The organism is Photorhabdus namnaonensis (assembly GCF_001684335.1).
In the GTDB taxonomy this organism is placed as follows: domain Bacteria; phylum Pseudomonadota; class Gammaproteobacteria; order Enterobacterales; family Enterobacteriaceae; genus Photorhabdus; species Photorhabdus namnaonensis.
In genome coordinates this window covers 113,018-138,872 of sequence record NZ_LOIC01000018.1, presented here as the reverse complement: position 1 = coordinate 138,872, position 25,855 = coordinate 113,018, and the positions used below count along the sequence as shown (strand labels likewise).

Below are 25,855 nucleotides of genomic sequence, written 5' to 3'. Positions count from 1 at the left end.
TTAATAGTGCACCATGTGGTTAATGTGTGCACTGAATTTGTAGTGTAAAATTTTCGGGAAAAGTTATTTCAACCAACCTTTCTTCTGTGCGATTTCCAATTGTGGCAGCAGATATTGCCACAATTCAGGATAGACATCGGCAATAAATTTATTGCGGTTAATTACTTGCTCAAAACGAATGCCATCTTCTACCCAACTTTGCCCTTTGTTATACAGATTCATCAGTATCGGCATGAGTCTATCCAATGTAAGAGCAAAGCGGGCGTCTTGGCTTTCTCCCGCTTCATACTCTTGCCAAAGTGACATAAAATGACTTTTCTGTGGTTCGGGAAGTAAACCAAAAAGACGGTGGGCGGCTTTGACTTCCTGTTCATGAATGGCTTCACGGGCTGCTAAATCGTAAACCATCACATCACCTGCATCAATTTCTACAATATCGTGAATTAATGCCATTTGAATAACACGCTGGATATCGACCTCTTTTACATAGGGAGCAAAACTCATTGCGGCGATAGCAAAATGCCAACTATGCTCGGCTGAATTTTCCCGACGATAGTTATCCAATAACTTAGTTCGCCGCTGAACTTTTTTCAGCTTATCCAGCTCCATCAAAAAACCGATGACATTCGTAAAAGGGCCAAAATCAACGGTAGGTACTGCTAACGACATATAAACCTCATCAATTATTTTTCTTCATCGAGAGAATAAGGCAGAGGCTGAATGGTGAGTGAATGTCCTTCATCGTCGCGGACACGGAATACACTGTGATTTTCCATATCGTTATTCATGACGACTTGTACCCAGACACTATTATCATTCAGCTTAACGGCAGCCAAAACGGTGCCTGTTCTCCGCCACTTATCCCCTAATTGCCATTCCAAATCATCTCCAGCCATAGGAGTTTTGGCGGCGTTGCCAGCCAGCCAGTACATGGCGCGTTTATTGGCGCCGCGATATTTGGCGCGGGCCACCATTTCCTGACCGGTATAACACCCTTTTTTAAAACAGATACTTCCTGCCAATGCTTGGAGGTTAGTTGCCTGAGGAATAAATTGCGTACTATTTGCGGCGTCAATGACCGGGAAACCAGCTTCAATATCCAGAGCTAACCACTGTTCGCTGTTATTAAGCTGAGCTTGAAGTTTTTCTGTTAATTGTTCAACGGTTGCGGTGTTTGTTACCAAGAGGAAACGTTCAGACGGCAAGGTAAAATGGAGCAAAGTCGTAGTTTCATATTCAACGACAGCATTATCAGCATCGGGTAGTGTTGGGAAAATATTATTCAGTGCCTCGCGGCAGTTTTTACCTGCAACGCCGAGCAGTACCGCATTTTCATCCTGAACTAGCGTAATTTTAGAGAATACAGCATATTTTTTCAGTTCTGTAAGCTGGTTTTCCAGCATACTGCGACGCTCAATATAAGCAAGGCTTCCACCACGATGGAAGAGGCGTAGGTTACTCCACATTTTGCCTTTTGCATCACAATGCGCACTAAGTACATGCTGATTCGTTGCAAGTGCGGAAATATCTGCTGTAACCTGACTTTGTAGATATTTTTCTGTATCCGGTCCAGTTGCGGTTATCAGGCCCCAGTCATCCAGTGATATTAATGTCAGGGGAAGGGTTGATGAAGACGATGGAGATTGTGAAGAGAACGGAGTTTTGTAAGCCATGACACATCCTGCCAGTCAGATATTTGAGCCAATGATGCATCATGGTAAAAGAGCTGAGGCACAATGCAAGTAGTTATTATTGCTATTAGCTGGCATGATGCATGAGTTTGCCGGGCGACTTAATGGCTAATGGCGTTAAAACTAACAATGAGAATTAAAAAGGGGATTTTTTGAACATGGATATTGATAATAAAGCACGTATTCATTGGGCATGTCGACGTGGAATGCGTGAGCTGGATATTTCAATTATGCCGTTTTTTGAGTATGAATATGACTCACTCAGTGATGATGATAAACGACTTTTTATTCGTTTGCTTGAATGTGCTGATCCTGATCTATTTAACTGGTTGATGAATCATGGACGCCCGGCAGATGAAGAGCTATTTCGCATGATTAAACTTATTCAGAATAGAAATAAAGATCGTGGTCCTGTGGAAATGTGATCTCAGGGTATCTTGGCATACCCAGTTAATTTCCACCTGTGTTCATGGTGCGGTCGCGCTTATAGTGCTACTTGCTCCGTGGCCTGCGGGTGATGCTATTTTCTGGATTTTCTGGCTCCCTTTGGTATTGTTGATTATTGCCAATTGGGGGCGTAGCCAGAAAAATATCCGTAAATCACAAGGGCTTTTAGTTCTGTTCAGTGATAATAAGTTGCAATGGAAGAAGCACGAATGGCGAATTATCCGGCGCCCGTGGTTATGTCGCTATGGCATATTAATTACGGCTCAATCTTTTTATAACCAGAAAAAAATCCGTTTATGGGTCGCATCCGATGGTATGTCACAGGATGAATGGAGGCATATTAATCAACTGTTGTTGCAATATCCTGATATCTGATTGAGCTGAAATTTTTCTGAATTTAAAGCAGAGGCTCCATTTCTTGCAGAATTTGCATACACCATTGCGATAAACGATCATCAGTTTGTTCATACTGGTTTACGTCATCTAATGCCAGCCCGACAAATTGTGAGCCATTATCTGTTAATGGCTTTGGGCTGGTAAATTCATAGCCTTCGGTTGGCCAGAAGCCAATGAAATGGACGCCTGAAAGGCGTAAATGGTGATATAGCATACCGAGAGCGTCAAGAAACCAATCGCTATAATCAATTTGATCGCCCATACCATACATGGCGACAATTTTCCCTTGTAAATCGAGGGAAGGAATTTGATCCCAAATATCCAACCAATCTTCCTGTAATTCGCCAAAATCCCATGTCGGAATGCCAAGAATCAGTACAGAGTACTCTTCCATTAATTTAGGTGTTGTCTCTTTGATATTGTGGAGATCAACTAAATCTTCACCGAGGATATCGCGAATTTTCTCTGCTACCATCTCGGTGTAGCAGGTGCTGGAGCCGTAAAAAAGACCAATCTTCATCATTAATCATTATGGTTTTTGAATATCTGGATTGGCATTGTAACAGAATAATTGCTTTTTCAGGCATATACCCGTCATCTTTCAAGTTGCCTCTTTGTTGGCTGCACTCCCTCACCCCGGTCACATAGTTTTCTATGCTCCCGGGGATTCGCTCCCTTGCCGTCGCGATGCATCTTGAAATCCATAGGGTATAATAGCCGGCAGAGATGTGCAGATTTAAGGAAAGTGTTTCGTGTCAAAACAACCAACTCAGTTGACTAATCCACTGATAGAACAATTTCTTGATGCTATCTGGTTGGAACATGATCTCGCGGAAAATACGCTTGCTTCTTACCGATTGGATTTACAAGCACTGGATAACTGGTTGATACATCATGGTCATAATTTATTATCTGTCCAGACAATAGATTTGCACTCTTTTCTGGCGGAACGCATGGATGGCGGGTATAAAGCCAGTAGCTCGGCGCGTTTACTCAGTGCTATGCGCCAGTTGTTTCTCTATTTTTATCGGGAAAAAATGCGGGAAGATGATCCGACAGCGCTTTTGTCCGCACCGAAATTACCAAAGCGATTACCTAAAGATTTGAGTGAAAAACAGGTCGAGGATCTACTTAATGCACCCTGTACAGATCAACCGGTGGAGCTAAGGGATAAAGCGATGCTTGAAGTGCTTTATGCCTGTGGTTTGCGAGTATCTGAGCTAGTAGGGTTGACCTTTTCCGATGTCAGTTTGCGTCAAGGCGTGGTGAGAGTGATTGGTAAAGGGAATAAAGAGCGGTTAGTACCTTTAGGGGAAGAGGCGATTTACTGGCTAGAGCATTATATGGAGTATGGAAGAGCCGGGTTACTGAATGGTGCGACGCTGGATGTGCTTTTTCCTAGCAAACGGGGGCGACAAATGACCCGGCAGACTTTCTGGCATCGTATTAAACATTATGCGCTGTTGGCTGGAATCGATGCTGATCGGTTATCTCCCCATGTTTTGCGTCATGCATTTGCCACACATTTGCTTAATCATGGCGCTGATTTGCGAGTTGTGCAGATGTTATTGGGGCATAGTGATCTATCCACAACACAAATATATACTCATGTAGCAACAGAACGGCTTAAATTGCTACATCAACAACATCATCCGCGTGGGTGAGCACGGATTTAAAGGAACCGAAAATGAAAAAAAGCGTGTTATGTTTCCCTCTATTACTGGCCTGGTTTAGCGGAAATGCGCTTGCTGATGATGATGCTGTCCATAGAACAATGCAGAAACTAGGGATAAAAGCAGAAAACATCCAGCCATCGCCTATTGTTGGTTTAAATACGGTAGTGACTGAGCAAGGGATCATTTATCTATCTGATGACGGGAAATATTTATTGCAAGGGCCAATTTATGATGTCAGTGGTAGCGCTCCTGTGAATGTCAGTAATCAATTGTTGATGAAAAAGCTGGAAGCAATGACAGATCAAATGATTATCTACAAAGCGCCAAAAGAGAAGCATGTCGTTACCGTTTTCACGGATATTACCTGTGGTTACTGCCATAAATTGCATGAGAACATGCAAGAGTACAATAAACTGGGTATTACTGTGCGTTATCTGGCGTTCCCCCGTCAGGGTATGCAGCACCAATCTGCTAAAGATATGCAATCTATCTGGTGTAGCGCAACACCGCAGAAATCATTGGATGCTGCGTTTAAAAACGAAGATGTTTCGCCAATTAAGAGCTGTAAAGTGGATATTGCTAACCATTATAAATTGGGTCTCCAGTTTGGCGTCCAGGGAACGCCGGCGATTATCCTTAAGGATGGTAGTCTGTTAGGTGGATATATGCCGCCAGAGGCTTTGGCGGCGGCACTGGCGCAACGTGGTAAATAAGTTAGTGAATATTGAAACACAACTTCGCCGCCGCCCGGTGGTGGATGACAGTCATCTTCCACAACAGATTCATCCATTACTGCGTCGTTTGTATGCCATTCGTGGTATTCAGCAAGCTAATGAATTGGAGCGTGGCGTTCAAGGCTTATTGAATTACCAGCATTTCAGTGGCATGGAACAGGCGGTGGCGCTCTTGTTGACAGCACTTCATGAACACTGGCGTATTGTTATTGTCGGTGATTTTGATGCTGATGGGGCAACGAGCACGGCATTGGCGATCCGATCATTACGCTCGATGGGATATCGCCATCTGGATTATCTGGTGCCAAATCGTTTTGACGATGGTTATGGTTTAAGCCCGCAGGTGGTGGAAGAGGTCGTCAAAAAAGGCGCTGACCTAATTATTACCGTGGATAATGGTATCTCTTCCCATGAAGGAGTTGCGGCTGCTCATCAGCACCGTATGAAAGTGATTGTTACGGATCACCACTTGCCGGGCGATATTTTGCCGGCTGCCGATGCCATTATTAATCCCAATTTATCCGATTGCTCTTTCCCATCTAAATCACTGGCAGGGGTTGGCGTCACGTTTTATCTGATGTCGGCTTTAAGGGCGGCATTGAGAAAAGATCAGTGGTTTGAAAAGCAAGGAATTGCTCTACCGAATCTGGCGGAAATGTTGGATTTGGTTGCGTTAGGCACGGTTGCCGATGTTGTACCTTTGGATGCCAATAACCGGATTCTGGTTTATCAGGGATTGAATCGCATTCGTGCAGGGCGTTGCTGTGCGGGAATTCGGGCATTATTGGAAGTTTCCAAACGTGATGCCTATAAGCTAGCAGCCAGTGACTTAGGCTTTTTTCTTGGGCCAAGACTGAATGCCGCTGGTCGCCTCGATGATATGTCCATTGGCGTCACTTTATTGTTAACTGACGACATGGCGAAGGCGCGGCAGATAGCTTGCGAACTGGACGGTCTTAACCATACCCGGCGTGAAATAGAGCAGGGAATGCAACAGGAAGCGCTGCAAATTTGTGACAAACTTGAACGTACTAGCACTGAGTTGCCTTATGGGCTAGCGCTTTATCATCCAGAATGGCATCAAGGGGTAGTCGGCATTCTGGCTTCTCGCATTAAAGAACGTTTTCATCGGCCTGTGATCGCTTTTGCACCGGCAGGCGATGGTATTTTGAAAGGTTCTGGCCGTTCAGTGCAGGGGTTGCATATGCGTGATGCGCTTGAACGGCTTGATACGTTGCATCCGGGGTTGATACTTAAGTTTGGTGGTCATGCGATGGCGGCGGGTTTGTCGCTTGAACAGGATAAATTTGAACAATTTCAGCATCACTTCTCTGCGTTAATGGCGGATTGGTTAGATATTTCGCAACTTGAAGGTGTTATCTGGAGTGATGGTGAACTAGCGATCAACGAGCTGTCATTGGACATTGCAGAGATATTGCGTGATGGCGGTCCTTGGGGGCAGGCATTCCCGGAGCCGGTTTTTGACGGAAAATTCAAACTACTGCAACAACGTATTGTTGGAGAACGCCATTTAAAGGTGATAGTGGAGCCATTAAATGGTGGGCCGACGCTAGACGGGATCGCGTTCAATATCGATCCTACCCGCTGGCCGGATAACAGTGTCCGCGAAGTAGAACTTGCCTATAAACTGGATATTAATGAATTTCGTGGCAACCGTAATGTACAGCTTTTGATCCAACATCTTTGGCCTTATTAACCGCTCGATCAGTAGGTAGCCAGTTATTGTCATGTACGCTTGTATGAATACGTGACAAATCTGTTGAAGTGCTATAAACCCTGTGTCGAATCCGCTACAATACGCGGTTCGAAAATTATCCATTTATCTACGACTACACAACGTAAGACACGAAAATATGTTTGAAATTAATCCGGTAAAAAACCACATTCAGGACCTGTCTGAACGGACAACGGTTCTGAGGGGGTATCTTTGACTATGATGCCAAGAAAGAACGTTTAGAAGAAGTTAATGCTGAACTGGAACAGCCTGATGTTTGGAATGAACCGGATCGGGCACAGGCTTTGGGTAAAGAGCGCTCTTCACTGGAAGGGATTGTTGAGACTATCGATCAGCTTGAGCAAGGTCTGGAAGATGTACAGGGCCTGCTGGAATTGGCAGTAGAAGCTGACGATGAAGAGACTTTTAATGAAGCGGTGGTAGAGCTGGAACAACTTGAAGACAAGTTGGGTGAGTTAGAATTTCGCCGTATGTTTTCTGGTGAGTATGACAGTGCGGATTGTTATCTTGACTTGCAGGCCGGCTCTGGTGGTACCGAGGCTCAGGATTGGGCAAGTATGCTGATGCGTATGTATCTGCGTTGGGCTGAATCCAAAGGTTTTAAAACTGAAATTATAGAAGAATCAGATGGTGAGGTGGCTGGCCTGAAATCAGCGACTATTAAGATCATGGGTGATTATGCATATGGTTGGTTGCGTACTGAAACCGGTGTGCACCGTTTGGTACGTAAAAGCCCATTTGATTCTGGCGGTCGTCGCCATACTTCATTCAGTTCTGCTTTCATCTATCCCGAGGTGGATGATGATATCGACATTGAAATTAACCCGGCGGACTTACGTATCGACGTTTATCGTGCATCCGGCGCGGGTGGTCAGCATGTTAACAAAACAGAATCCGCGGTGCGTATTACCCATATTCCAACCAACATTGTGACTCAGTGTCAGAATGATCGTTCTCAGCATAAAAACAAAGACCAGGCGATGAAACAGCTAAAAGCGAAGCTGTATGAACTGGAAATGCAGAAGAAGAACGCCAATAAACAGGAAATGGAAGAGAATAAATCCGATATTGGTTGGGGTAGTCAGATTCGCTCTTATGTTCTGGATGACTCACGCATCAAAGATTTGCGCACCGGCGTTGAAACGCGTAATACACAAGCGGTGCTGGATGGCGATCTCGATAAATTCATTGAAGCAAGCCTTAAAGCTGGCTTATGAGGAACTAAAATGTCACAACAACAACAGGGTGCTGAACAGGCTCCCGATTTAAATAATGAACTGCAAACTCGCCGCGAAAAACTGGCTACTTTACGGGAAAATGGTATTGCGTTCCCGAATGATTTCCGTCGTGAAAATATTTCAGAAGATTTGCACGCCAAATACGACGACAAAACTCAGGAAGAGCTGGAAGCACTGAATATTGAAGTGACGGTTGGCGGTCGTATGATGACTCGCCGCATCATGGGTAAGGCTTCTTTCGTCACGCTACAAGATATGGGCGGTCGTATTCAGTTATATGTTGCCCGTGACGATCTGCCGGAAGGTATTTATAACGAACAGTTTAAAAAATGGGATCTGGGAGACATTCTGGGGGCTCGTGGCAAACTGTTTAAAACCAAAACCGGCGAACTTTCTGTTCACTGTACCGAACTGCGTCTGCTGACAAAAGCGCTGCGCCCATTGCCGGATAAATTCCACGGCTTGGCTGATCAGGAAACTCGTTACCGTCAGCGTTATCTGGATCTGATCGCCAACGAAGAATCGCGCAAAACTTTCCAAATTCGCTCTCAAGTCTTATCGGCTCTGCGTAGCTTTATGGTCAGTAAAGGCTTTATGGAAGTGGAAACGCCAATGATGCAGGTAATCCCTGGTGGTGCGGCGGCTCGTCCATTTATTACTCACCATAATGCGCTGGATATTGATATGTATCTGCGTATTGCGCCGGAACTTTACCTGAAACGTCTGGTTGTTGGTGGTTTTGAACGTGTGTTTGAAATTAACCGCAACTTCCGTAACGAAGGCGTATCTCCGCGCCATAACCCTGAGTTCACCATGATGGAACTCTACATGGCGTATGCGGATTACAAAGATCTGATTGTCCTGATAGAAGAGCTGTTCCGCACGCTGACTCAAAATATTTTGGGGAATACTCTGGTTAAATATGGCGAGCAGGAATTCGATTTCGGTAAACCATTTGCCCAAATGACCATGAAACAGGCCATTTGCCAATATCGTCCTGCAACCAACATAGCTGATTTGGATGATATGGATAAAGCGGTGGCTATCGCTGAATCTCTTGGCATTGAAGTGGAAAAAGGTTGGGGCCTTGGTCGTGTTCAGTGTGAAATCTTTGAAGAAACGGCTGAAAGCCATCTGATTCAACCAACATTTATCACTGAATATCCGGCAGAAGTTTCTCCGCTAGCGCGTCGTAATGATGCAAATCCGTTTATCACTGACCGTTTTGAATTCTTTATTGGTGGACGTGAGATTGGCAACGGCTTCTCAGAATTAAATGATGCCGAAGATCAAGCGGAACGTTTTGCTGAACAGGTTCGCCAGAAAGACGAAGGCGATGACGAAGCCATGTTCTACGATGAAGATTATGTAACGGCTTTGGAACATGGTATGCCGCCAACAGCCGGTTTAGGTATTGGTATTGACCGTATGATTATGTTGCTGACAAATAGCCATACCATCCGTGACGTCATTCTATTCCCGGCAATGCGCCCGCAAAAATAACAGTTTGAATTAAATTTTAAATTCCAACTCCCCTGTAGTATAACTGCCAGGGGAGTTTTTATTTTCAACTGCCTTAAATATAGACAACTGAAACAGATAATGGCTTGCTGATGCCAACGAAGTCGCTATAATAATTTATGTTATCCCCAAGCGAGCGTAGTTCAATGGCAGAACGAGAGCTTCCCAAGCTCTATACGAGGGTTCGATTCCCTTCGCTCGCTCCAGTTCTGTATTCTTTTTAGAAAATGCTGTCGCATTGAAAATATACCTTTTGATATGATGTAAATTAAATAAAAAGAATTTAAGAATGATAATCAATATAAGTTAATAATTAACTCATCGTTTAATATGAAAAGAATCCCATTATTAAATCAACCCCGAATCAGCTAGGCGTGATGTATTTTGAGTGCGAATACATCACCATAGAAAGCATTCTATGGTAAATAAATAATTAATAGAGACTATTTACCATGAAAGAAAAACATTGGTCGAAAACCCAATTTTTACATGAAGCTATAACTAATCAAAGTATTGTCATCAAAGGAACCCATAGCTATTATAGCGATTGCTGGAGTGGCGGTTTTGAAGAATCTGTCGTTCGCTATTTGTATGGTGATAAGATCAGTCTTCAATGGGAGTCTAAGTGGCCAATTGATAAATTGTATATTGGCGATTATGTTTGCATCGGCGCTGAAACTATCATTCTTATGGGTGGAAACAATACACACAGAGCGGATTGGTTCTGTTTATATCCATTCATGGAATATATCGAAGAGGCGTATGTAGGCAAAGGTGACACGCATATTCATGATGGCGTGTGGCTTGGTATGCGTTCAATGATTATGCCAGGCGTCACCATTGGAGAAGGCGCTATAGTCGCTGCTAATAGCGTCGTCACTAAAGATGTTGAACCATATAGTATTGTTGCTGGCACACCTGCGAAATTAGTTAAATATCGCTTTGAGCCGCACATTATCAATGAGCTACTGGCGTTAAAGATATATGATTGGTCAGAAGAGAAATTTAATGCTTTAAAACCTTATCTCTGTGCTTCGGATATTAATGCATTAAAATCTGCTGTAAGGTCATATTGATGGGAATAGTTAATTAGTTCCGTAGAATAATTAATTAGGCTTGATTGGACTAATTAAATTTGATTTTTAAGACGTTCTATTATTGAATTATTTAACTGAAATACATTAATTGTTAGTTTAAATACCGTTTCGGCATTCAAGCCGCAAACGGTATTTATTTAATATTCCTTCAATATAAAAATATGTTACTATCCTCTTATGAAAAGAAAAAATACACCGACGCCACATGATGCTATTTTTAAAAAGTTTTTAAGTCATATTGATACCGCCAGAGATTTTCTAGAGATACACTTACCTGCGACATTACGGGCAGTTTGTGATCTTGATACACTGCGACTGGAATCGGGATCATTTATTGAGGACAATCTGCGGGTACATTATTCCGACGTCCTGTATTCATTAAAAACTACGCAGGGTGAGAGTTATGTGTATTGCGTGATTGAACACCAGAGTTCCCCGGATAAGATGATGGCATTCCGTCTGATGCGTTACAGTATTTCAGCGATGCAATGGCATCTGGAGCAGGGACATGAAAAATTGCCGCTGGTTATTCCGGTGTTGTTCTATCACGGGAAAACGCGGCCATATCCGTGGAGTACCAACTGGCTCGATTGCTTTGATGCTTCGGCTCTGGCGGAAGAGATCTATTCCAGCGCGTTTCCGCTGGTAGATGTGACGGTAATCCCGGATGATGAAATCCTGACGCACAAACGGGTCGCACTACTGGAAATAGTACAAAAACATATCCGGCAACGTGATATGGCGGAGTTACGGCAAAAGCTGGCTATGTTGTTTGCGTATGATTACTATACAGATGAGCAGCTAAAAAGCATGCTAAACTACATATTACTGGTGGGAGATACCGCCGATCCAGAAGGTTTTATCCGGCAACTGGCAGAACAGTTCCCGAAGTATGAGGAGGTACTGATGACAATAGCGCAGAAATTGAAACATAAAGGACTTCAAGAAGGACTTCAAAAATGCCAAGAAGCACATCAAGAAGGATTACAGAAAGGTAAAAAACAGGCGATTCTGGAAATCGCCTGTAGAATGATGAACAATGGTATCGATCGTGAAACAATAATGAAAAACACAGGGTTGAGCCAGAACGAACTTGAACAAATACATCACTGATTCGTGCTGAGAGCCTGAATCGGATTTAAAGATTCGTGTTAGAAGAGGAGTTTGTCCGGCAACTGGCAGAACAGTTCCCGAAGTATGAGGAGGTACTGATGACAATAGCGCAGAAATTGAAACATAAAGGACTTCAAGAAGGACTTCAAAAATGCCAAGAAGCACATCAAGGAGGATTACAGAAAGGTGAAAAACGGGCGAGTCTGAAAATCGCGCGTGCGTTGATGGATAATGGTATCGATCATGAAACGATAATGAAAAGTACAGGGTTGAGCCAGAAAGAACTTGAACAAATACATCACTGATTCGTGCTGAGAGCCTGAATCGGTATTTAACGATTCGTGTTAAAAGAGGGGCTTGTCTGGCGACTGGCAGAACAGTCCCTGAAATATGAGGAGGTACTGATGACAATAGCGCAGAAACTAACGCAGAAAGCATACCAAGAAGGATATAGAGAAGGATATAGAGAAGGATACAGAAAAGGATTACAGATAGGTAGAAAACTGGCGCTTGTGAAAATCGTGTATGCAATGATAGACAATGGTATAGACCATGAAACGATAATTAAAATCATTGTGATGAGCCGGAGTAAGATTGAACAAATAGCCGATTGACTTATGCTGATACCTTAATCGGCATGAAAGTTCGTGTAAATAAGTGCACAAAACTTTACATAGAAGCGGTATATTGTTTGGATAAGTTTGAAATCATAATTTTTCTGTCGGGTATTAAGCTTTTTAATTGAAATAGTATTTGAATAATTAAAGAATATTCCTCAAATATAATATTCGAAACATTGTAATCCGATAAATTTTCTCTTGGAAGCGGCAACCGGATTGGTTGCCTATACCTTTTAATCTAAAAAAAAATCTGGATTTATGCACCTATGAATTAGTCGTTCTCAGAATAGGAAATATTTCCGTTATTGGTAAATAATCGACCGCTGAAACAGGTTGAATTAAGCCATCATACGAAAATATATTCAGTAGATATCTGATATTCTCTTGGCGCTTTTAATTAAGATTTCTTTGTAATCAGGAGTCTGTTTTTCCACATTGGAAAATATAGCTTGAAGCGTGGCATGAGTTATTTCTTTGCCGGCGAATTCTGGCATGCCGCTATTGAACGGGGGTTCTGGGCTATATTGCATTGCCAATTGGACTGCTTGTGCATATTCTTCACCTTTGATTTCAGCCAGCAATGTTAAACCGAAATCAATACCTGCGGTGACTCCACCTCCAGTAACCCGGTTTCTATCAATAACGACTCTTTTATTAACCGGTATTGCACCGAATTCGTTGAGATCGTCTATCATCGACCAATGAGTCGCCGCCTGATACCCTTTTAGCAAGCTTGCGGCCCCTAACAGGATAGATCCTGTACACACGCTTGTGACCCAGGATGCTTTACTTCCCACTTTATGCATCCAATCAAGCATGTCTAATTCGGCAAGCAAAGCATAAGGATTTCCTGTACCGGGAACACACAAAATATCCACTTTATCTAATTGCTCAAATGTAGTGCTCGGCGAGAATGATATATATTCCAGCTCAGTACGCACCGGAAGTAAATCGCGCCAAACATATTCGATATTTAACCATCCTCCTACTTCAAGAACTGTTGCGGGACCAATCATATCAAGCGGCGTCATGCCTGGAAAAATGACAAAGGCGAGAGTGGGTTTTTCTCCAGCCGATGTTTTCGTTAACGAAGATAATGCCGCAGGATGTTCCTTAGATGTGTTTTTCATGGAGAAGTTTTCCTTATCGAGATTGAAACGAGAACTGAAATTCATGTGCCGCTATTTTTAGCGATCGCTGAATATCTGTATTCCCGGTAGTAAATTGATGGAACAACTGTAACCGTAAACTAATTGGCGTATATGCCAATATTGCGACGATTTACGCCAACTGCCATAATTGCCTTATGGACATTAAAACGCTCTATTTTCTCATCTTCCCCAACGTAAATCTGCTGGACCTTTCAGGACCATTGCAGGTCTTTACCACAGCCAATGAACTAGCAGAGAAAGCCGGCCACAGGCGGCCTTATGCCATAAAAGTCGTGGCTTGTGAGCCTGGGCAGGTGATGACGCAGGCCGGAATAACTGTGCAGGCAGAACCCCTACCTGAGTTGGATTCTCCCGCCGATACTCTGATCGTTGCAGGAGGTATTGGCGTTGAATCAGCGTCGAACCATTTGCCATTACGTGATTGGTTAAAGGGGCATGCATCGCTGGCCCGGCGTATTGTGTCTATATGCAGCGGGGCATTCATTCTGGCTGCTTGCGGGTTGCTTGATGGTCGCAGAGTCGTCACACACTGGAGTAGTTGTGCCGAGCTGGCCCGGCGTTACAGTAAATTGCGGGTAGAATGTGATCCCATTTTTATTCAGGATGGCCCAGTGTGGACTTCTGCTGGCGTCACCGCAGGCATTGATTTGGCTCTGGCATTGCTGGAGGAGGATTTCGGTCATAAACTGGCGCTGGATGTTGCGCGGGAGCTCGTTATGTTTCTAAAACGCTCTGGCGGACAGGAGCAGTTTAGTGCGCCACTGGCGTTACAAAGCAGCACGAGTAAATTTTCAGATTTACACGCCTGGATGACCAACAATCTGGCGGGAGATCTTTCAGTTACAGCTTTGGCCGCCCGTGCAAATATGAGTGAGCGTAGTTTCGTGCGCCACTACAGCCAACATGTAGGAATGACACCCGCCAAGGCGGTGGAGCGATTTCGTTTGGAAGCGGCGCGTCATCTTTTGGTTGAATCTACGTTGTCGCTTAAGTGCATAGCCTCCCGTTGCGGTTTTGGCTGTGAAGATACTTTACGCCGTGGTTTCTTCCGGGCGTTCGGTAGTACCCCACAGGAATACCGTAAGCACTTCAAAGCGACATTTTAGCTATTTATTCTCTTTATCCTCCGCCATCTCTTTCTTCAATCGTCGCCATAGCGTAGTGCGGCTAATCCCCAGATATTCCGCGGCGGCTTGGCGATCATCAGAAAACCGTTTCAAGGTTTCATGGGCTGAAAGTGGTGCGACAAGTGAAGATTGTTCAGTCAACGAAGGTTTTATACTTTTTTCTGCCAGCTTGAGTGTAGATTTACGCTCCGGTGAAAGGGCTAATATCAATTCTGGTGTTAAGGTATGCTCAGGATGAGCACTGAGATATAACGTTACCCGTTCTATGAGATTACGTAATTCCCGGACATTGCCGGGCCAGTGATAGGTTTGCAACGCCTCCTGACAGGCGGCAAGCTCTTGCACTCTTGATTGTGATACCGGTAAGTTCAATGCGGCGAATGCTCGTCGCAGATATTCCAGCGCCAATATACCAATATCGTGACCTCTCTCCTTGAGGGCCGGGATGTTGATGCGCAATACACTCAGGCGATAGAACAGGTCTGTTCGGAAACGCCCCTCTTGTACCCAGGTATCCAGATCACAATGTGTGGCGCAAATGATCCGAACATCAACGGCAATGGGGCGGTGTCCTCCTACTCTGACAACGGATTTTTCTTCTAATACCCGCAATAGCCGCGTTTGAAGAGGCAGTGGCATTTCACCAATTTCATCCAGAAATAACGTGCCTCGATGGGCAACTTCAAAAAGACCTGCACGCCCTCCACGTCGTGAACCAGTGAAAGCCCCTTCCTCATAACCAAACAATTCAGCTTCCAATAGGGATTCAGCAATGGCGCCGCAGTTAACGGCGACAAACGGGCGTTGATGTTTACCTGCAATCTGACCATACCGCAGAGCATATTCATGGTGAATGGCTTGTGCTACAAGCTCCTTCCCTGTGCCACTTTCCCCTTGTATTAGCACTGTGGCAGGCGAGCGGGCATATAGCATAATAGTGTTGCGCACATGTTCCATTACCGCTGAGTCTCCCCGGATATCATTGAGAGTATGGCGAGTAAGCAAACTATTCTCGGTTGAATAGGCAGAAATTGAAGCTTGGTTGAGCTTGGTCATTCTGGCGATATCCAGTGCATCATGGAATGCCTGACGAATAGAATCAGCAGAGTAGACAAAAACGCCCACCAATTCAGCTTCATAGGCGAGATCGGTAATCAACCCGGCACCGACAATCACTTTAATGCCAATGGCTTTTAGTGCGTTGACTTGGGTCCGTGCATCTTCTTCCGTTACGTAACTGCGTTGTTCAATTCGCAAATTGAACCGTTGCTGAAATTCTTCTAGCGCGGGTAACGTGTTTTGATAGGTGATAACACCAATACGGGAGCTGATTTGTCGTGCACGGGCCAATGCCTGCATAAAATCGAAACCGCTGGCCTTGGCAATGATGACTGGTACCGACAAACGGCTTTTCAGATAGGCTCCGTTGGAACCAGCACAGAGTACGGCATCACAACATTCGGTTGTTAACCGCTGACGGATATGTTGAACCGCATTTTCAAACCCAAGTTGGATGGGTGTGATATTGGCCTGATGATCGAACTCTGGTGTGATATCACGGAAGAGATCAAAAAGACGGGAAACAGAGACTGTCCAAATGACCGGTTTATTACGTTCTGCTGATGGTGTTTCTGCCATGCTATTCCTCTATCTGTACGTTCTGTATGCTGTTTTCACTTTTCCTGGATGAACTTTATTCGTTTGCCCGCCACAACAATTCAATGTTTCGCAATTGTTTCATTCGTGTTTCGTGAAACGTAATTGATTCATTATGAAACAGATGAATTTTTCTATCAATGGCCCTTTGCCACAAGATAATGAATATTTTTAGTATTTTTTTTTAATTAGAAAACAAATTGCTAGCGTCTGATTTGTATTTATTTTTTTAATCTATCAGCCATTTTTTATTTTATTGGTACGTATATTGCTAAGTAACAAATGTGTTTCATTACAATAACAATGAGGTCATGTATGGCGCTTTCCTCTGCCGGTTTGGCACTTCGTCAGGCTATAAAAGCTGAATCTCCACTACAGGTCGTTGGCGCCATTAATGCTAACCATGCGTTGCTGGCAAAGCGGGTTGGCTATAAAGCCATCTATCTTTCTGGTGGTGGTGTATCGGCGGGTTCATTGGGGATGCCTGATCTGGGAATTTCAACGCTGGATGATGTGTTAATAGATATCCGCCGTATTACAGACGTATGCGATTTGCCATTGTTGGTGGATGCTGATATCGGTTTTGGTTCTTCCGCCTTTAATGTGGCCCGCACAGTGTGTTCAATGATTAAAGCAGGAGCGGCGGGGTTGCACATTGAGGATCAGGTCGGTGCGAAGCGCTGTGGTCATCGACCGAATAAAGAGATTGTATCCAAAGAGGAAATGGTTGATCGCATCAAGGCCGCAGTCGATGCCCGTACTGATAAAGATTTCGTCATTATGGCCCGCACTGACGCTTTGGCTGTTGAAGGATTAGCAGCGGCCCTTGATCGGGCAAAAGCCTATATTGAAGCTGGGGCAGATATGCTGTTTCCTGAGGCGATAACTGAATTACATATGTATCAAGCATTTGCGTCAACAACCGGGGTTCCAATACTAGCTAATATCACCGAATTTGGTGCGACTCCGCTTTTCACGATTGAGGAATTGAAAAGTGTGAGCGTCTCCATTGCCCTTTACCCGCTTTCTGCTTTCCGGGCAATGAATAAGGCCGCCGAGCAGGTTTATGCCACACTCCGCCGCGAAGGGACACAGAAGAATGTGATTAGCATGATGCAGACTCGCAATGAGTTATATGAAAGCATCAACTACTACGATTTTGAACAAAAACTGGATGTGCTTTTCTCCCAGAAAAAATCTCAATGATGGACAGTTCCACCTAGATTTCATCGTCTTATATGGCATAAAAACAGTAGAGGTGATACCCATGAGCGAACAGAACACGATGACTGAGTTAACCACTTTCAAGCCTAAAAAATCGGTAGCACTTTCTGGCGTCAGTGCGGGTAACACTGCGCTTTGTACCGTTGGAAAGACCGGTAATGATCTGCATTACCGTGGTTACGATATTCTTGATCTTGCAACCCAGTGTGAATTCGAAGAAGTTGCATACCTACTGATCCATGAAAAATTGCCTTCCTGCGCTGAACTGGCTGCCTATAAAACGAAATTACAAGCATTACGAGGTCTGCCGAGTAGCGTAAAGGCAGCATTGGAAACATTGTCCGCAGCCGCCCATCCGATGGATGTTATGCGTACAGGCACCTCTGTTCTTGGTTGTACATTACCTGAAAAAGACGATCATAATCTTGCGGGGGCGCGTGATATTGCTGATAGATTACTGGCCTCTCTCAGCTCCATGTTGCTCTATTGGTATCACTATAGCCACAATGGACGCCGTATTGAGGTGGAAACGGATGATGAGTCGATAGGCGGGCATTTTCTTCACCTCCTGCATGGTAAAAAACCCAGTGAGTCGTGGGGGAAAGCCATGCATACCTCCCTAATCCTTTATGCAGAACATGAATTTAATGCTTCGACATTTACCAGCCGGGTTATCGCAGGAACTGGCACAGATATCTACTCTGCCATTATCGGAGCGATTGGTGCGTTGAGAGGACCAAAACATGGTGGAGCAAATGAGGTCTCTTTTGAAATTCAACAGCGTTATGAAAATCCTGATGAAGCTGAAAGGGATATCCTGGCGCGATTAGAAAGAAAAGAGGTCATTATCGGCTTTGGTCATCCGGTTTATACCATTTCAGATCCTCGTCACAAAGTGATTAAAAATTTGGCTTTGCAGCTTTCCAAACAGGCAGGAACAACCAAAATGTTTGATATCGCGGATCGAATAGAAACGGTGATGTGGGCCAATAAAAAAATGTTCCCAAACCTTGATTGGTTCTCAGCGGTTTCTTATCACATGATGGGGGTGCCAACTGCGATGTTTACACCACTGTTTGTGATTGCCCGTACTGCGGGATGGGCTGCTCACATCATTGAACAGAGGATTGATAACAAAATTATTCGTCCTGCGGCTAACTATACTGGGCCGGAAAATCAGGTATTTACGCCAATTAGTAAACGTGGATAGCACTATTTTTGGTGCAGAGATTCTTGCATGACTGTTTTTTTAACAAGGAATTATTATGTCTACCTCTGTTATAAGCAATCGCCCTGAATATGATCAAGTGATTGCGGATATTGTGGATTATGTTATGGATTACGCCATCACATCATCCATCGCCTATGAAACGGCTTATTACTGTTTTCTGGATACGTTAGGTTGTGGGTTAGAGGCGCTGGAATACCCGGCCTGTAAGAAATTACTGGGGCCGATTGTGCCGGGGACAGTGGTACCTAATGGCGTGCGCGTGCCGGGAACGCAGTTTCAACTCGATCCGGTACAGGCGGCATTTAACATTGGTGCGATGATCCGATGGCTAGACTTCAATGACACATGGCTTGCCGCTGAATGGGGGCATCCATCCGATAACCTCGGTGGCATCTTGGCAATAGCTGACTGGCTATCAAGAAATGCCGTTGCTGGTGGGAAAAAGCCTCTTACGATCAAAGATGTTTTGGCGAGTATGGTTAAAGCGCATGAAATTCAGGGATGTCTTGCACTGGAGAATGCATTCAATAAAGTCGGTTTAGATCATGTTGTGCTGGTAAAAGTGGCTTCGACGGCTGTTGTTGCTGAAATGTTGGGATTGAATCGGGAAGAGATCCTGAGTGCGGTATCACTGGCTTGGGTTGATGGTCAATCACTGCGAACTTACCGTCATGCTCCCAATACCGGTTCACGCAAATCTTGGGCTGCCGGCGATGCGACATCCCGCGCGGTGCGTTTGGCTTTGATGGCGCAAAAGGGTGAAATGGGATATCCCTCGGTATTAACCGCAAAAACGTGGGGATTCTATGATGTTCTGTTCAATGGTCAGCCTTTTAAATTCCAGCGTGCCTATGGCTCTTATGTGATGGAAAACGTGCTGTTCAAAATCGCTTTCCCGGCAGAATTTCATGCGCAAACCGCGGTGGAAGCCGCAATGAGCCTGCATCAGCAATTGAAAGATGTGGGTAAGACCATCAATGACATTACAAAAATTACTATTCGTACCCATGAAGCTTGTATACGGATTATTGATAAACAAGGCCCGTTAAACAATCCTGCGGACAGAGACCACTGTATTCAGTACATGGTTGCGATTCCTTTGATTTTTGGCCGCCTTACTGCGGCGGATTACGAAGATAGCGTTGCGTCAGATCCCCGTATTGATGCACTGCGGGAAAAAATAGTGTGTGTGGAAGATCTTGATTTTACTCGTGACTATCACGATCCGGAAAAACGCTCTATTGCTAACGCATTAACTGTTACGTTTACAGATGGCAGCCGGCTTGATGAAGTTAAAGTCGAATTCCCCATCGGCCATGCTCGCCGCCGTAAGGAAGGCATTCCATTATTGTTGAAAAAATTCAGAACCAATCTGGCACGTCAGTTCCCTGAAACGCAGCAAAGCAGAATCCTGTCTGTTTCTTTTGACCGTTCGTCACTGGAAAACATGCCTGTAAACGAATACCTCGATTTGTACGTTATTTAGATTTGTAATGTTATTGGCGGCCGCTCTCCCAAGTGCCGCTCTATCATCTACGGCAGCATATAGGAGAGATTATGTCATTCACCGCTTTTTATCAGCAATCCATTGATGATCCCAATGCATTCTGGGCTGAACAGGCGCAACGTATTTTCTGGCAACACCCGTTTGAGCAAGTGCTGGATTATAGCAATCCTCCCTTTGCTCGTTGGTTTTGCGGGGGAAAAACCAACCTATGTTACAACGCGGTGGATCGCTGGCTGGAAAGCCAGCCCGATGCCAAAGCGCTTATCACGATTTCAACAGAAACGAATAGTGAGAAAGAATTCACCTTTAGGGAATTACATCAGGAAGTGAATAGAACGGCGGCTATGATGCTCTCTCTAGGCGTTAAAAAAGGCGACAGGGTTTTAGTTTATATGCCAATGGTTGCTGAAGCTTTGTTTGTTTTGCTCGCTTGCGCCCGTATCGGTGCTGTTCACTCTGTTGTCTTCGGTGGTTTTGCTTCTCAGAGCCTTGCTACTCGGCTGGATAATGCTGAACCTGTGTTGGTGGTGTCTGCTGATGGGGGATCACGTGGTGGAAAAGTGATTCCTTATAAGCCGCTACTGGATAAAGCTATTGAACTGGCGAACCACAAACCCCGTTATGTGTTGATGGTGAACCGCGGACTGTCGGAAATGGTTTGGGTGCCGGGGAGAGATATCGATTTCGCTACATTGCGGCAAGAACACTTTGATGCTGATGTACCCGTGACTTGGCTTGAATCAAATGAAACCTCCTGCGTGCTCTATACATCCGGCACGACGGGTACGCCAAAAGGCGTACAGCGTGATATTGGTGGTTATGCCGTCGCATTGGCAACATCTATGGATATTATCTTTGGTGGTAAAGCGGGTGAGGTGTTTTTTAGCACCTCAGATATTGGTTGGATCGTGGGGCACTCTTACATTGTCTATGCGCCTTTAATTGCAGGAATGGCGACGGTTATGTATGAAGGGTTGCCAATACGGCCGGATGCGGGCATTTGGTGGAGGATAATAGAGAAATATCAGGTAACCCGGATGTTTTCAGCGCCGACGGCTATTCGTGTACTGAAAAAGTATCCGATGGAATGTATTGGTGAATACGATATCTCATCACTTAAATCATTGTATTTGGCGGGAGAACCGCTAGATGAGCATACCGCGCGCTGGATTGCTGAGGCTATTAATGTCCCGGTCATAGATAATTACTGGCAGACCGAGACCGGTTGGCCGATTATGGCTATCGCCCGCACTTTGGATGACAGGCCGAGTCGATTTGGCAGTACAGGTTTCCCGATGTATGGCTTTCATGTCAAGCTCATCAATGAACTGACCGGAGAGGAGTGTGGTGATAACGAAAAAGGAATGCTCGTTATTGAAGGACCTTTGCCGCCGGGTTGTATTCAAACTATTTATGGTGATGATTCACGTTTTCTCAATACCTATTGGCGACACTTTGATCACACTGTTTACTCCACATTCGATTGGGGTATCCGTGATAGTGATGGTTATTATTTTATTTTGGGGCGTTCGGATGATGTGATTAATGTGGCCGGGCATCGTCTGGGAACAAGGGAGATAGAAGAGTGTATTGCCAGCCATGAAGATGTTGCCGAAGTCGCTGTTATTGGCATCAAAGATGTAATCAAGGGACAAGCCGCAGTTGCCTTTGTTGTCCTTAAGGATGGGAAGGAAATCCAAAGCGCCGAGCATTTTGCTGTATTGGAAAAAGTTTTGATGGATTTGGTCAATAAGCAAATTGGCAGTGTAGGCCGCCCGGCACGGATCTATTTTGTCTCTCAGCTTCCCAAAACACGTTCAGGAAAAATGTTGCGTCGAACTATGCAGGCAATATGTGAAGGGCGTGAACCCGGTGATCTTTCCCTGATTGAAAATCCTGCCTCATTAGAAGTCATTCGAGAAGCTGTTTTTTGCTAAATGATGAATAGTATAGAACGCACCAATCGGGAGCTACGAAGTGGTGAGCTGCCTGATTGGTTTTTTCTGTTGAGCATAATTATAACGTCTGTTAATTAACTCCAAGGGCAAAGTAAGAACCAATGCTCTGTTTATTTCAGGAGAATAAATAACGGTAGCCAACTTGATCTATATATGGTTTAAGTGCTTCACTAGCAGCGATAGTTTTATCAATTGATGTTAATAGGTAAAAGCGATTGTTGTTTAGAGGTTCATGAGTTCGAAAGCAAGTAAAGTTTCTTTATAATATATTAAATCTTTCTATTATTTTTCTATTTATTTGATTGGTGTTTGGCTTGTGTTTGTGTTAATGTTCAGCTTGTGTTAACGTTAATTTTATTGTCTAAACATAAACAATTGTTCCAGGCAGTATTTTGCTTTTGCCTTCACATGTGTTGGCTGGTTATTATTTTTCAGCGGTATATTGAAGCACAGAATTAAATATTACGACATTAAATTGCCTGTGATTTAATCAAATGTATAATTGTAGTAGATTTAGTTATGGAACTATTGAAAAAATAGATATTAGGAATATACAGAGTTCTGTGATTAGAAAAGCATTATATTAACACAAACCTATTTCATACCTGTTATGAAGTAAAAATTACCGGTAACAATTACGAATTATAGGTAATAATTACTAGTAACAATTGTAGGTAATTATTACGGATAACAATTATAGGTGATGGGAATAGATTTTCTTAGAAAAATAGATGAGTGAAGAAAATAGTGGTGTGATGAAGTATGCTTCAAGCCTGTATGTATCGGGAAAGGCTTTAGGGCTGTATGATATAGTGAAAGAATACCCGATTACCTTGATGGTTTTATAGGTTTTCAGCTAAAGATTATAATGAAAAAGTTACAACTGAAATAATTTTTTTAGTTATTATATTATGATTAACTCAATATAAACAGGTTGCTCCGACTTAAATCAATCTAGCTTTTATCTGGATTACTGTGGAGTTATTATGGAAATAGAAGAAGTATTTAATAATTATGAGTCTAACGCTCGCTCATATTGCCGTAGATTTCCCGTAATATTTAGAAATGGTATAGGTTCTACCTTAATCGATATAGAGGGAAAAAGTTACATTGACTTTTTATGTGGCGCTGGCGCGTTGAACTATGGGCATAATAATACAATCATAAAACAACAGATTTTCAAGTATATTCAAGATGATGGTATTATTATGGGGCTTGATTTGTATTCAGAAGCGAAAATGGAATTTATATCGACATTTGTTGATAAGATTTTGAAACCGAGACAGCTTGAATATCGTTTACAATTTACCAGCCCTACGGGCACGAGCGTCATTGAATCTGCGGTAAAATTAGCAAGAAAGTATACAAAAAGAGAAAATATTGTTTGTTTTACCAACGCTTTCCACGGTATGACAGGGGTATCGCTCAGTCTAACCGGTAGTCAACATCATCGCCAACCTGGATTATATTCTCAAATTACGCGCTTACCATTTGACGGTTATATCGATGGAAAATTTGATTATATAGGATATTTTAGAAAGTTACTTACCGATCCCAGTTCAGGGGTTGATCTTCCTGCTGCGCTAATTCTCGAGACTGTGCAAGGAGAAGGCGGATTAAATGTTGCTTCTGTTGAATGGTTGAGGGCGTTGAGAAAACTCACCGAAGAGTTCAACATTCTATTAATCGTTGATGACATTCAATCTGGTTGTGGTCGTACCGGAACATTCTTTAGTTTTGAGCGCGCAAATATTAAACCTGACCTGGTTTGTCTTTCCAAATCTATTGGCGGTATTGGGCTACCAATGTCTTTACTGCTTATTTCTCCCGATATCGATGTGTGGAAACCGGCAGAAGACAACGGCACATTTCGAGGTAATAACTTGGCGTTTGTCGCTTCAAAAGCGATGTTAAATGAATATTGGGGTGATAGCGCTTTTCAGAAGATAATTGAACATAAGGCTGAATTAATTCGGGCATACTTGAATTCTTTGGCTGAAAAGTACCATGAATTCATACTGCGAGTTAAAGGCATTGGATTCATGCAGGGTATAGAGATGGTTGATTCCTCATTAACACAGTATTTGGTGAAGCATTGCTTTGAAAATGGTTTGATTGTGGAGTTATGTGGCCCCAATGATGAAGTGTTGAAATTGATGCCTGCCTTGACCATTGACGAAGACACACTTGTAAAAGGATTGAATATTATAGAACAGGCTCTCGCCAGTTTAAAATCGAGGAATAGTAATAACTGCGAAAGTGAAGACCAAAGGTTATCGGTTAGTGGCGATTAGGAATAAAGTTCTAGTTGGGAGTGTAGAATTATGAGCCGTGTAGTAGAGCTTACTAAGTTTAATCAGCTTGAATTCCATCACACACTTGCTCGGGGATACGTGATTGTTTACCGAGGATTACTGCGAGACTGGCCTGCGATAAAGCGATGGAATTCTGAATACTTTCAAGATAAGTTTCCTCAAATTGACGTTGTGATCAAATTCTTTGATGCAAATGGCGTGCGTTTTGAGCAAGCCAAGATGTATCGTTATTTAGAAATTCTGCATGCATATAAAAAAGGAGAGATGGGTAATAATATTCCCTATTGTCATGACATTCCTATCTTTTTACAAGCTCAGAAGTTACTTAATGACGTTAGTGATTTTCCGCTAACTATTTTGCCAAAGCTTTACCGAAATGAATGGTGGAAGTTTGCCCAATTTTTTATGTCTCCAGCCGGCGCTATAACGCCACTGCATTTTGATACTTTAAGAACAAACAATCTATTTTTTCAGATCAAGGGAAGCAAGAGATTCTCTTTTATTCCTTGGGAAGAAAGAGCAGCCTGTTCTCGTCGAGGGTGGCGCTGGTTTGAGTATAATCCAGAAGTTCAGAATGTTAGTGAGATAGCTAATATAAATAAATCCACGATTGAAGTGCATCAGGGCGATATATTAATCATGCCAGCGGGTATGCTGCATCATGTAAGAACGTTGACTGATAGCATTTCTTTTAATGTCGATTTTCATACTCGAGCTTCAGCCATTGTAAGTTTTAAGAGCATTAAAGAAAAAATGCCGCGTGAAAATCTGTATTACAATTGGCTAAGTTTATGTGGACTTTTGGGATTAATGAAGCGTGAAAGTTTTTTCGAGAAGTACCGCCCGTATCTTAATTATATTTCTTAAAAAGTAAGCAGGTTAATTATGAAAGTATCTTTGGTTGATGTCGATAAAGACAACTATGAGGATGTAATGTCTCTTGAAGTTGAACCTGGACAAGAAGTTTTCGTCGCACCAAACTCAGAGTCAATTGTCGAATCACATTTTAATGAATATTGCAGAGCAAGAGTGATCTGTTACGGCGAGGATGTGGTTGGTTTTGCAATGTATGAGCGTTGCGTTAATGAAGGCAAACCCAACGAATATAATCTGTATCGAATGATGATTGATAAATCTTACCAAAGTCAAGGTATTGGAAGGATGGCTATGCAGTTATTATTGGATGAAATGAAACAGCAATCTGATTGTCACAGGATTACTGTCTGCTATGACGAAACTAGCGAACGCCATAAATCATTTTATCAACGTTTTGGTTTTGTAGAAGTCGGCTATTATGAAGAGTATGAGGAAATGCTAGCTGAAATTATTGTGAGGAGCTAATTTTAATGAGCTTGTAAATAATAAAAACCAAGAAT

At 43.4% G+C, this 25,855-nt stretch carries 23 protein-coding genes, 1 tRNA gene and 1 pseudogene; 20 read left to right on the top strand and 5 right to left on the bottom strand.

Annotation, left to right across the window (positions count from 1 at the left end):
• Window positions 1-63: 63 nt before the first annotated feature.
• Both Phpb_RS02905 and ygfZ read right to left on the bottom strand, forming a co-directional pair.
• Complete coding sequence (locus Phpb_RS02905) at window positions 64-669, bottom strand: HD domain-containing protein (protein WP_065389095.1); 606 nt, start codon at window positions 667-669, stop codon at window positions 64-66.
• Window positions 670-683: 14 nt separating this feature from the next.
• On the bottom strand, window positions 684-1,673 hold the full coding sequence (gene ygfZ, locus Phpb_RS02900; protein ID WP_065389094.1) for a tRNA-modifying protein YgfZ: 990 nt from the start codon (window positions 1,671-1,673) through the stop codon (window positions 684-686).
• A 176-nt stretch (window positions 1,674-1,849) separates the two neighbouring features.
• Between ygfZ and sdhE the strand changes: the two genes are divergently transcribed.
• Window positions 1,850-2,116 carry an FAD assembly factor SdhE gene (sdhE, locus tag Phpb_RS02895; protein ID WP_065389093.1) on the top strand — a complete coding sequence of 89 codons (267 nt, stop codon included), beginning with the start codon at window positions 1,850-1,852 and terminating at the stop codon, window positions 2,114-2,116.
• Complete coding sequence (locus Phpb_RS02890) at window positions 2,097-2,513, top strand: protein YgfX (RefSeq protein ID WP_065389092.1); 417 nt, start codon at window positions 2,097-2,099, stop codon at window positions 2,511-2,513. Before sdhE ends, Phpb_RS02890 begins: the two co-directional genes overlap by 20 nt.
• Window positions 2,514-2,535: 22 nt before the next feature.
• Here the strand turns inward: Phpb_RS02890 and fldB are convergent, their stop codons facing one another.
• Window positions 2,536-3,054, bottom strand: a complete 519-nt coding sequence (gene fldB, locus Phpb_RS02885) for a flavodoxin FldB (protein WP_065389091.1) — start codon at window positions 3,052-3,054, stop codon at window positions 2,536-2,538.
• 232 nt (window positions 3,055-3,286) lie between these two features.
• On the opposite strand from fldB, the gene xerD reads away from it, so the two are divergent.
• The 10 genes and pseudogenes from xerD (at window position 3,287) to Phpb_RS02835 (ending at window position 12,283) form a co-directional block, all read left to right on the top strand.
• The gene (gene xerD, locus Phpb_RS02880; RefSeq protein WP_065389090.1) at window positions 3,287-4,198 is read left to right on the top strand and encodes a site-specific tyrosine recombinase XerD; all 912 of its coding nucleotides are present in this window, start codon (window positions 3,287-3,289) and stop codon (window positions 4,196-4,198) included.
• Window positions 4,199-4,221: 23 nt separating this feature from the next.
• Window positions 4,222-4,923 (top strand): bifunctional protein-disulfide isomerase/oxidoreductase DsbC, encoded by a 702-nt coding sequence (gene dsbC, locus Phpb_RS02875; RefSeq protein ID WP_065389089.1) that lies wholly within the window; start codon window positions 4,222-4,224, stop codon window positions 4,921-4,923.
• Between the two features lie 4 nt (window positions 4,924-4,927).
• Window positions 4,928-6,661 (top strand): single-stranded-DNA-specific exonuclease RecJ, encoded by a 1,734-nt coding sequence (gene recJ, locus Phpb_RS02870; RefSeq protein WP_065389351.1) that lies wholly within the window; start codon window positions 4,928-4,930, stop codon window positions 6,659-6,661.
• A 157-nt stretch (window positions 6,662-6,818) separates the two neighbouring features.
• Window positions 6,819-7,917, top strand: a protein-coding gene (prfB, locus tag Phpb_RS02865) for a peptide chain release factor 2 (RefSeq protein WP_109396523.1) whose coding sequence is annotated in 2 segments (ribosomal slippage) — window positions 6,819-6,893 and window positions 6,895-7,917 — 1,098 coding nt in all. Because the reading frame shifts where the segments join, the coding sequence is not laid out codon by codon here.
• A gap of 9 nt (window positions 7,918-7,926) precedes the next feature.
• Window positions 7,927-9,441 (top strand): lysine--tRNA ligase, encoded by a 1,515-nt coding sequence (lysS, locus tag Phpb_RS02860; RefSeq protein WP_065389087.1) that lies wholly within the window; start codon window positions 7,927-7,929, stop codon window positions 9,439-9,441.
• 150 nt (window positions 9,442-9,591) lie between these two features.
• Window positions 9,592-9,665 (top strand) — tRNA-Gly (locus Phpb_RS02855).
• Between the two features lie 246 nt (window positions 9,666-9,911).
• Complete coding sequence (locus tag Phpb_RS02850) at window positions 9,912-10,535, top strand: CatB-related O-acetyltransferase (RefSeq protein WP_065389086.1); 624 nt, start codon at window positions 9,912-9,914, stop codon at window positions 10,533-10,535.
• Between the two features lie 198 nt (window positions 10,536-10,733).
• Entirely contained in the window at window positions 10,734-11,669 is a 936-nt protein-coding gene (locus Phpb_RS02845; RefSeq protein WP_065389085.1) for an Rpn family recombination-promoting nuclease/putative transposase, read from the top strand.
• Between the two features lie 44 nt (window positions 11,670-11,713).
• A pseudogene (locus Phpb_RS02840) lies at window positions 11,714-11,974 on the top strand (ISNCY family transposase); the annotation flags it as partial.
• A 99-nt stretch (window positions 11,975-12,073) separates the two neighbouring features.
• Window positions 12,074-12,283: an RpnC/YadD family protein gene (locus Phpb_RS02835; protein ID WP_065389083.1), complete on the top strand. Its 210-nt coding sequence runs from the start codon at window positions 12,074-12,076 to the stop codon at window positions 12,281-12,283.
• 368 nt (window positions 12,284-12,651) lie between these two features.
• Here the strand turns inward: Phpb_RS02835 and Phpb_RS02830 are convergent, their stop codons facing one another.
• Window positions 12,652-13,419, bottom strand: coding sequence for a DJ-1/PfpI family protein (locus Phpb_RS02830; RefSeq protein WP_065389082.1), 768 nt, complete (start codon window positions 13,417-13,419; stop codon window positions 12,652-12,654).
• A gap of 176 nt (window positions 13,420-13,595) precedes the next feature.
• On the opposite strand from Phpb_RS02830, the gene Phpb_RS02825 reads away from it, so the two are divergent.
• A complete protein-coding gene (locus tag Phpb_RS02825; RefSeq protein WP_065389081.1) occupies window positions 13,596-14,567 on the top strand; it encodes a GlxA family transcriptional regulator in 972 nt (323 codons plus the stop codon).
• Here Phpb_RS02825 and prpR read toward each other — a convergent pair whose 3' ends face one another.
• Window positions 14,568-16,226, bottom strand: a complete 1,659-nt coding sequence (gene prpR, locus Phpb_RS02820; RefSeq protein WP_065389080.1) for a propionate catabolism operon regulatory protein PrpR — start codon at window positions 16,224-16,226, stop codon at window positions 14,568-14,570.
• Window positions 16,227-16,559: 333 nt separating this feature from the next.
• Between prpR and prpB the strand changes: the two genes are divergently transcribed.
• From prpB to Phpb_RS02785, 7 genes are all read left to right on the top strand, one after another.
• The gene (gene prpB, locus Phpb_RS02815) at window positions 16,560-17,450 is read left to right on the top strand and encodes a methylisocitrate lyase (protein ID WP_065389079.1); all 891 of its coding nucleotides are present in this window, start codon (window positions 16,560-16,562) and stop codon (window positions 17,448-17,450) included.
• Window positions 17,451-17,511: 61 nt separating this feature from the next.
• Window positions 17,512-18,678 (top strand): bifunctional 2-methylcitrate synthase/citrate synthase, encoded by a 1,167-nt coding sequence (prpC, locus tag Phpb_RS02810; RefSeq protein WP_065389078.1) that lies wholly within the window; start codon window positions 17,512-17,514, stop codon window positions 18,676-18,678.
• 55 nt (window positions 18,679-18,733) lie between these two features.
• Window positions 18,734-20,185: a bifunctional 2-methylcitrate dehydratase/aconitate hydratase gene (locus Phpb_RS02805; RefSeq protein ID WP_065389077.1), complete on the top strand. Its 1,452-nt coding sequence runs from the start codon at window positions 18,734-18,736 to the stop codon at window positions 20,183-20,185.
• Between the two features lie 71 nt (window positions 20,186-20,256).
• A complete protein-coding gene (locus tag Phpb_RS02800) occupies window positions 20,257-22,143 on the top strand; it encodes a propionate--CoA ligase (RefSeq protein WP_065389076.1) in 1,887 nt (628 codons plus the stop codon).
• A gap of 1,007 nt (window positions 22,144-23,150) precedes the next feature.
• Window positions 23,151-24,458 carry a diaminobutyrate--2-oxoglutarate transaminase gene (ectB, locus tag Phpb_RS02795; protein WP_205634726.1) on the top strand — a complete coding sequence of 436 codons (1,308 nt, stop codon included), beginning with the start codon at window positions 23,151-23,153 and terminating at the stop codon, window positions 24,456-24,458.
• 30 nt (window positions 24,459-24,488) lie between these two features.
• Window positions 24,489-25,346: a cupin-like domain-containing protein gene (locus Phpb_RS02790; RefSeq protein WP_065389075.1), complete on the top strand. Its 858-nt coding sequence runs from the start codon at window positions 24,489-24,491 to the stop codon at window positions 25,344-25,346.
• Window positions 25,347-25,364: 18 nt separating this feature from the next.
• Complete coding sequence (locus Phpb_RS02785) at window positions 25,365-25,820, top strand: GNAT family N-acetyltransferase (protein ID WP_065389074.1); 456 nt, start codon at window positions 25,365-25,367, stop codon at window positions 25,818-25,820.
• Window positions 25,821-25,855: the final 35 nt, after the last annotated feature.

Excerpts from the sequence above, each read along its gene's own strand:
- Phpb_RS02830 (WP_065389082.1), bottom strand. The coding sequence starts at position 13,419 with ATGAAAAACACATCTAAGGAACATCCTGCGGCATTATCTTCGTTAACG.
- sdhE (WP_065389093.1), top strand. The coding sequence starts at position 1,850 with ATGGATATTGATAATAAAGCACGTATTCATTGGGCATGTCGACGTGGA.
- Phpb_RS02800 (WP_065389076.1), top strand. The coding sequence starts at position 20,257 with ATGTCATTCACCGCTTTTTATCAGCAATCCATTGATGATCCCAATGCA.
- Phpb_RS02905 (WP_065389095.1), bottom strand. The coding sequence starts at position 669 with ATGTCGTTAGCAGTACCTACCGTTGATTTTGGCCCTTTTACGAATGTC.
- Phpb_RS02790 (WP_065389075.1), top strand. The coding sequence starts at position 24,489 with ATGAGCCGTGTAGTAGAGCTTACTAAGTTTAATCAGCTTGAATTCCAT.
- Phpb_RS02850 (WP_065389086.1), top strand. The coding sequence starts at position 9,912 with ATGAAAGAAAAACATTGGTCGAAAACCCAATTTTTACATGAAGCTATA.
- fldB (WP_065389091.1), bottom strand. The coding sequence starts at position 3,054 with ATGAAGATTGGTCTTTTTTACGGCTCCAGCACCTGCTACACCGAGATG.
- ectB (WP_205634726.1), top strand. The coding sequence starts at position 23,151 with ATGGAAATAGAAGAAGTATTTAATAATTATGAGTCTAACGCTCGCTCA.
- ygfZ (WP_065389094.1), bottom strand. The coding sequence starts at position 1,673 with ATGGCTTACAAAACTCCGTTCTCTTCACAATCTCCATCGTCTTCATCA.
- Phpb_RS02825 (WP_065389081.1), top strand. The coding sequence starts at position 13,596 with ATGGACATTAAAACGCTCTATTTTCTCATCTTCCCCAACGTAAATCTG.
- prpB (WP_065389079.1), top strand. The coding sequence starts at position 16,560 with ATGGCGCTTTCCTCTGCCGGTTTGGCACTTCGTCAGGCTATAAAAGCT.
- Phpb_RS02805 (WP_065389077.1), top strand. The coding sequence starts at position 18,734 with ATGTCTACCTCTGTTATAAGCAATCGCCCTGAATATGATCAAGTGATT.
- Phpb_RS02785 (WP_065389074.1), top strand. The coding sequence starts at position 25,365 with ATGAAAGTATCTTTGGTTGATGTCGATAAAGACAACTATGAGGATGTA.
- Phpb_RS02835 (WP_065389083.1), top strand. The coding sequence starts at position 12,074 with ATGACAATAGCGCAGAAACTAACGCAGAAAGCATACCAAGAAGGATAT.
- dsbC (WP_065389089.1), top strand. The coding sequence starts at position 4,222 with ATGAAAAAAAGCGTGTTATGTTTCCCTCTATTACTGGCCTGGTTTAGC.
- prpC (WP_065389078.1), top strand. The coding sequence starts at position 17,512 with ATGAGCGAACAGAACACGATGACTGAGTTAACCACTTTCAAGCCTAAA.
- lysS (WP_065389087.1), top strand. The coding sequence starts at position 7,927 with ATGTCACAACAACAACAGGGTGCTGAACAGGCTCCCGATTTAAATAAT.
- prpR (WP_065389080.1), bottom strand. The coding sequence starts at position 16,226 with ATGGCAGAAACACCATCAGCAGAACGTAATAAACCGGTCATTTGGACA.
- Phpb_RS02845 (WP_065389085.1), top strand. The coding sequence starts at position 10,734 with ATGAAAAGAAAAAATACACCGACGCCACATGATGCTATTTTTAAAAAG.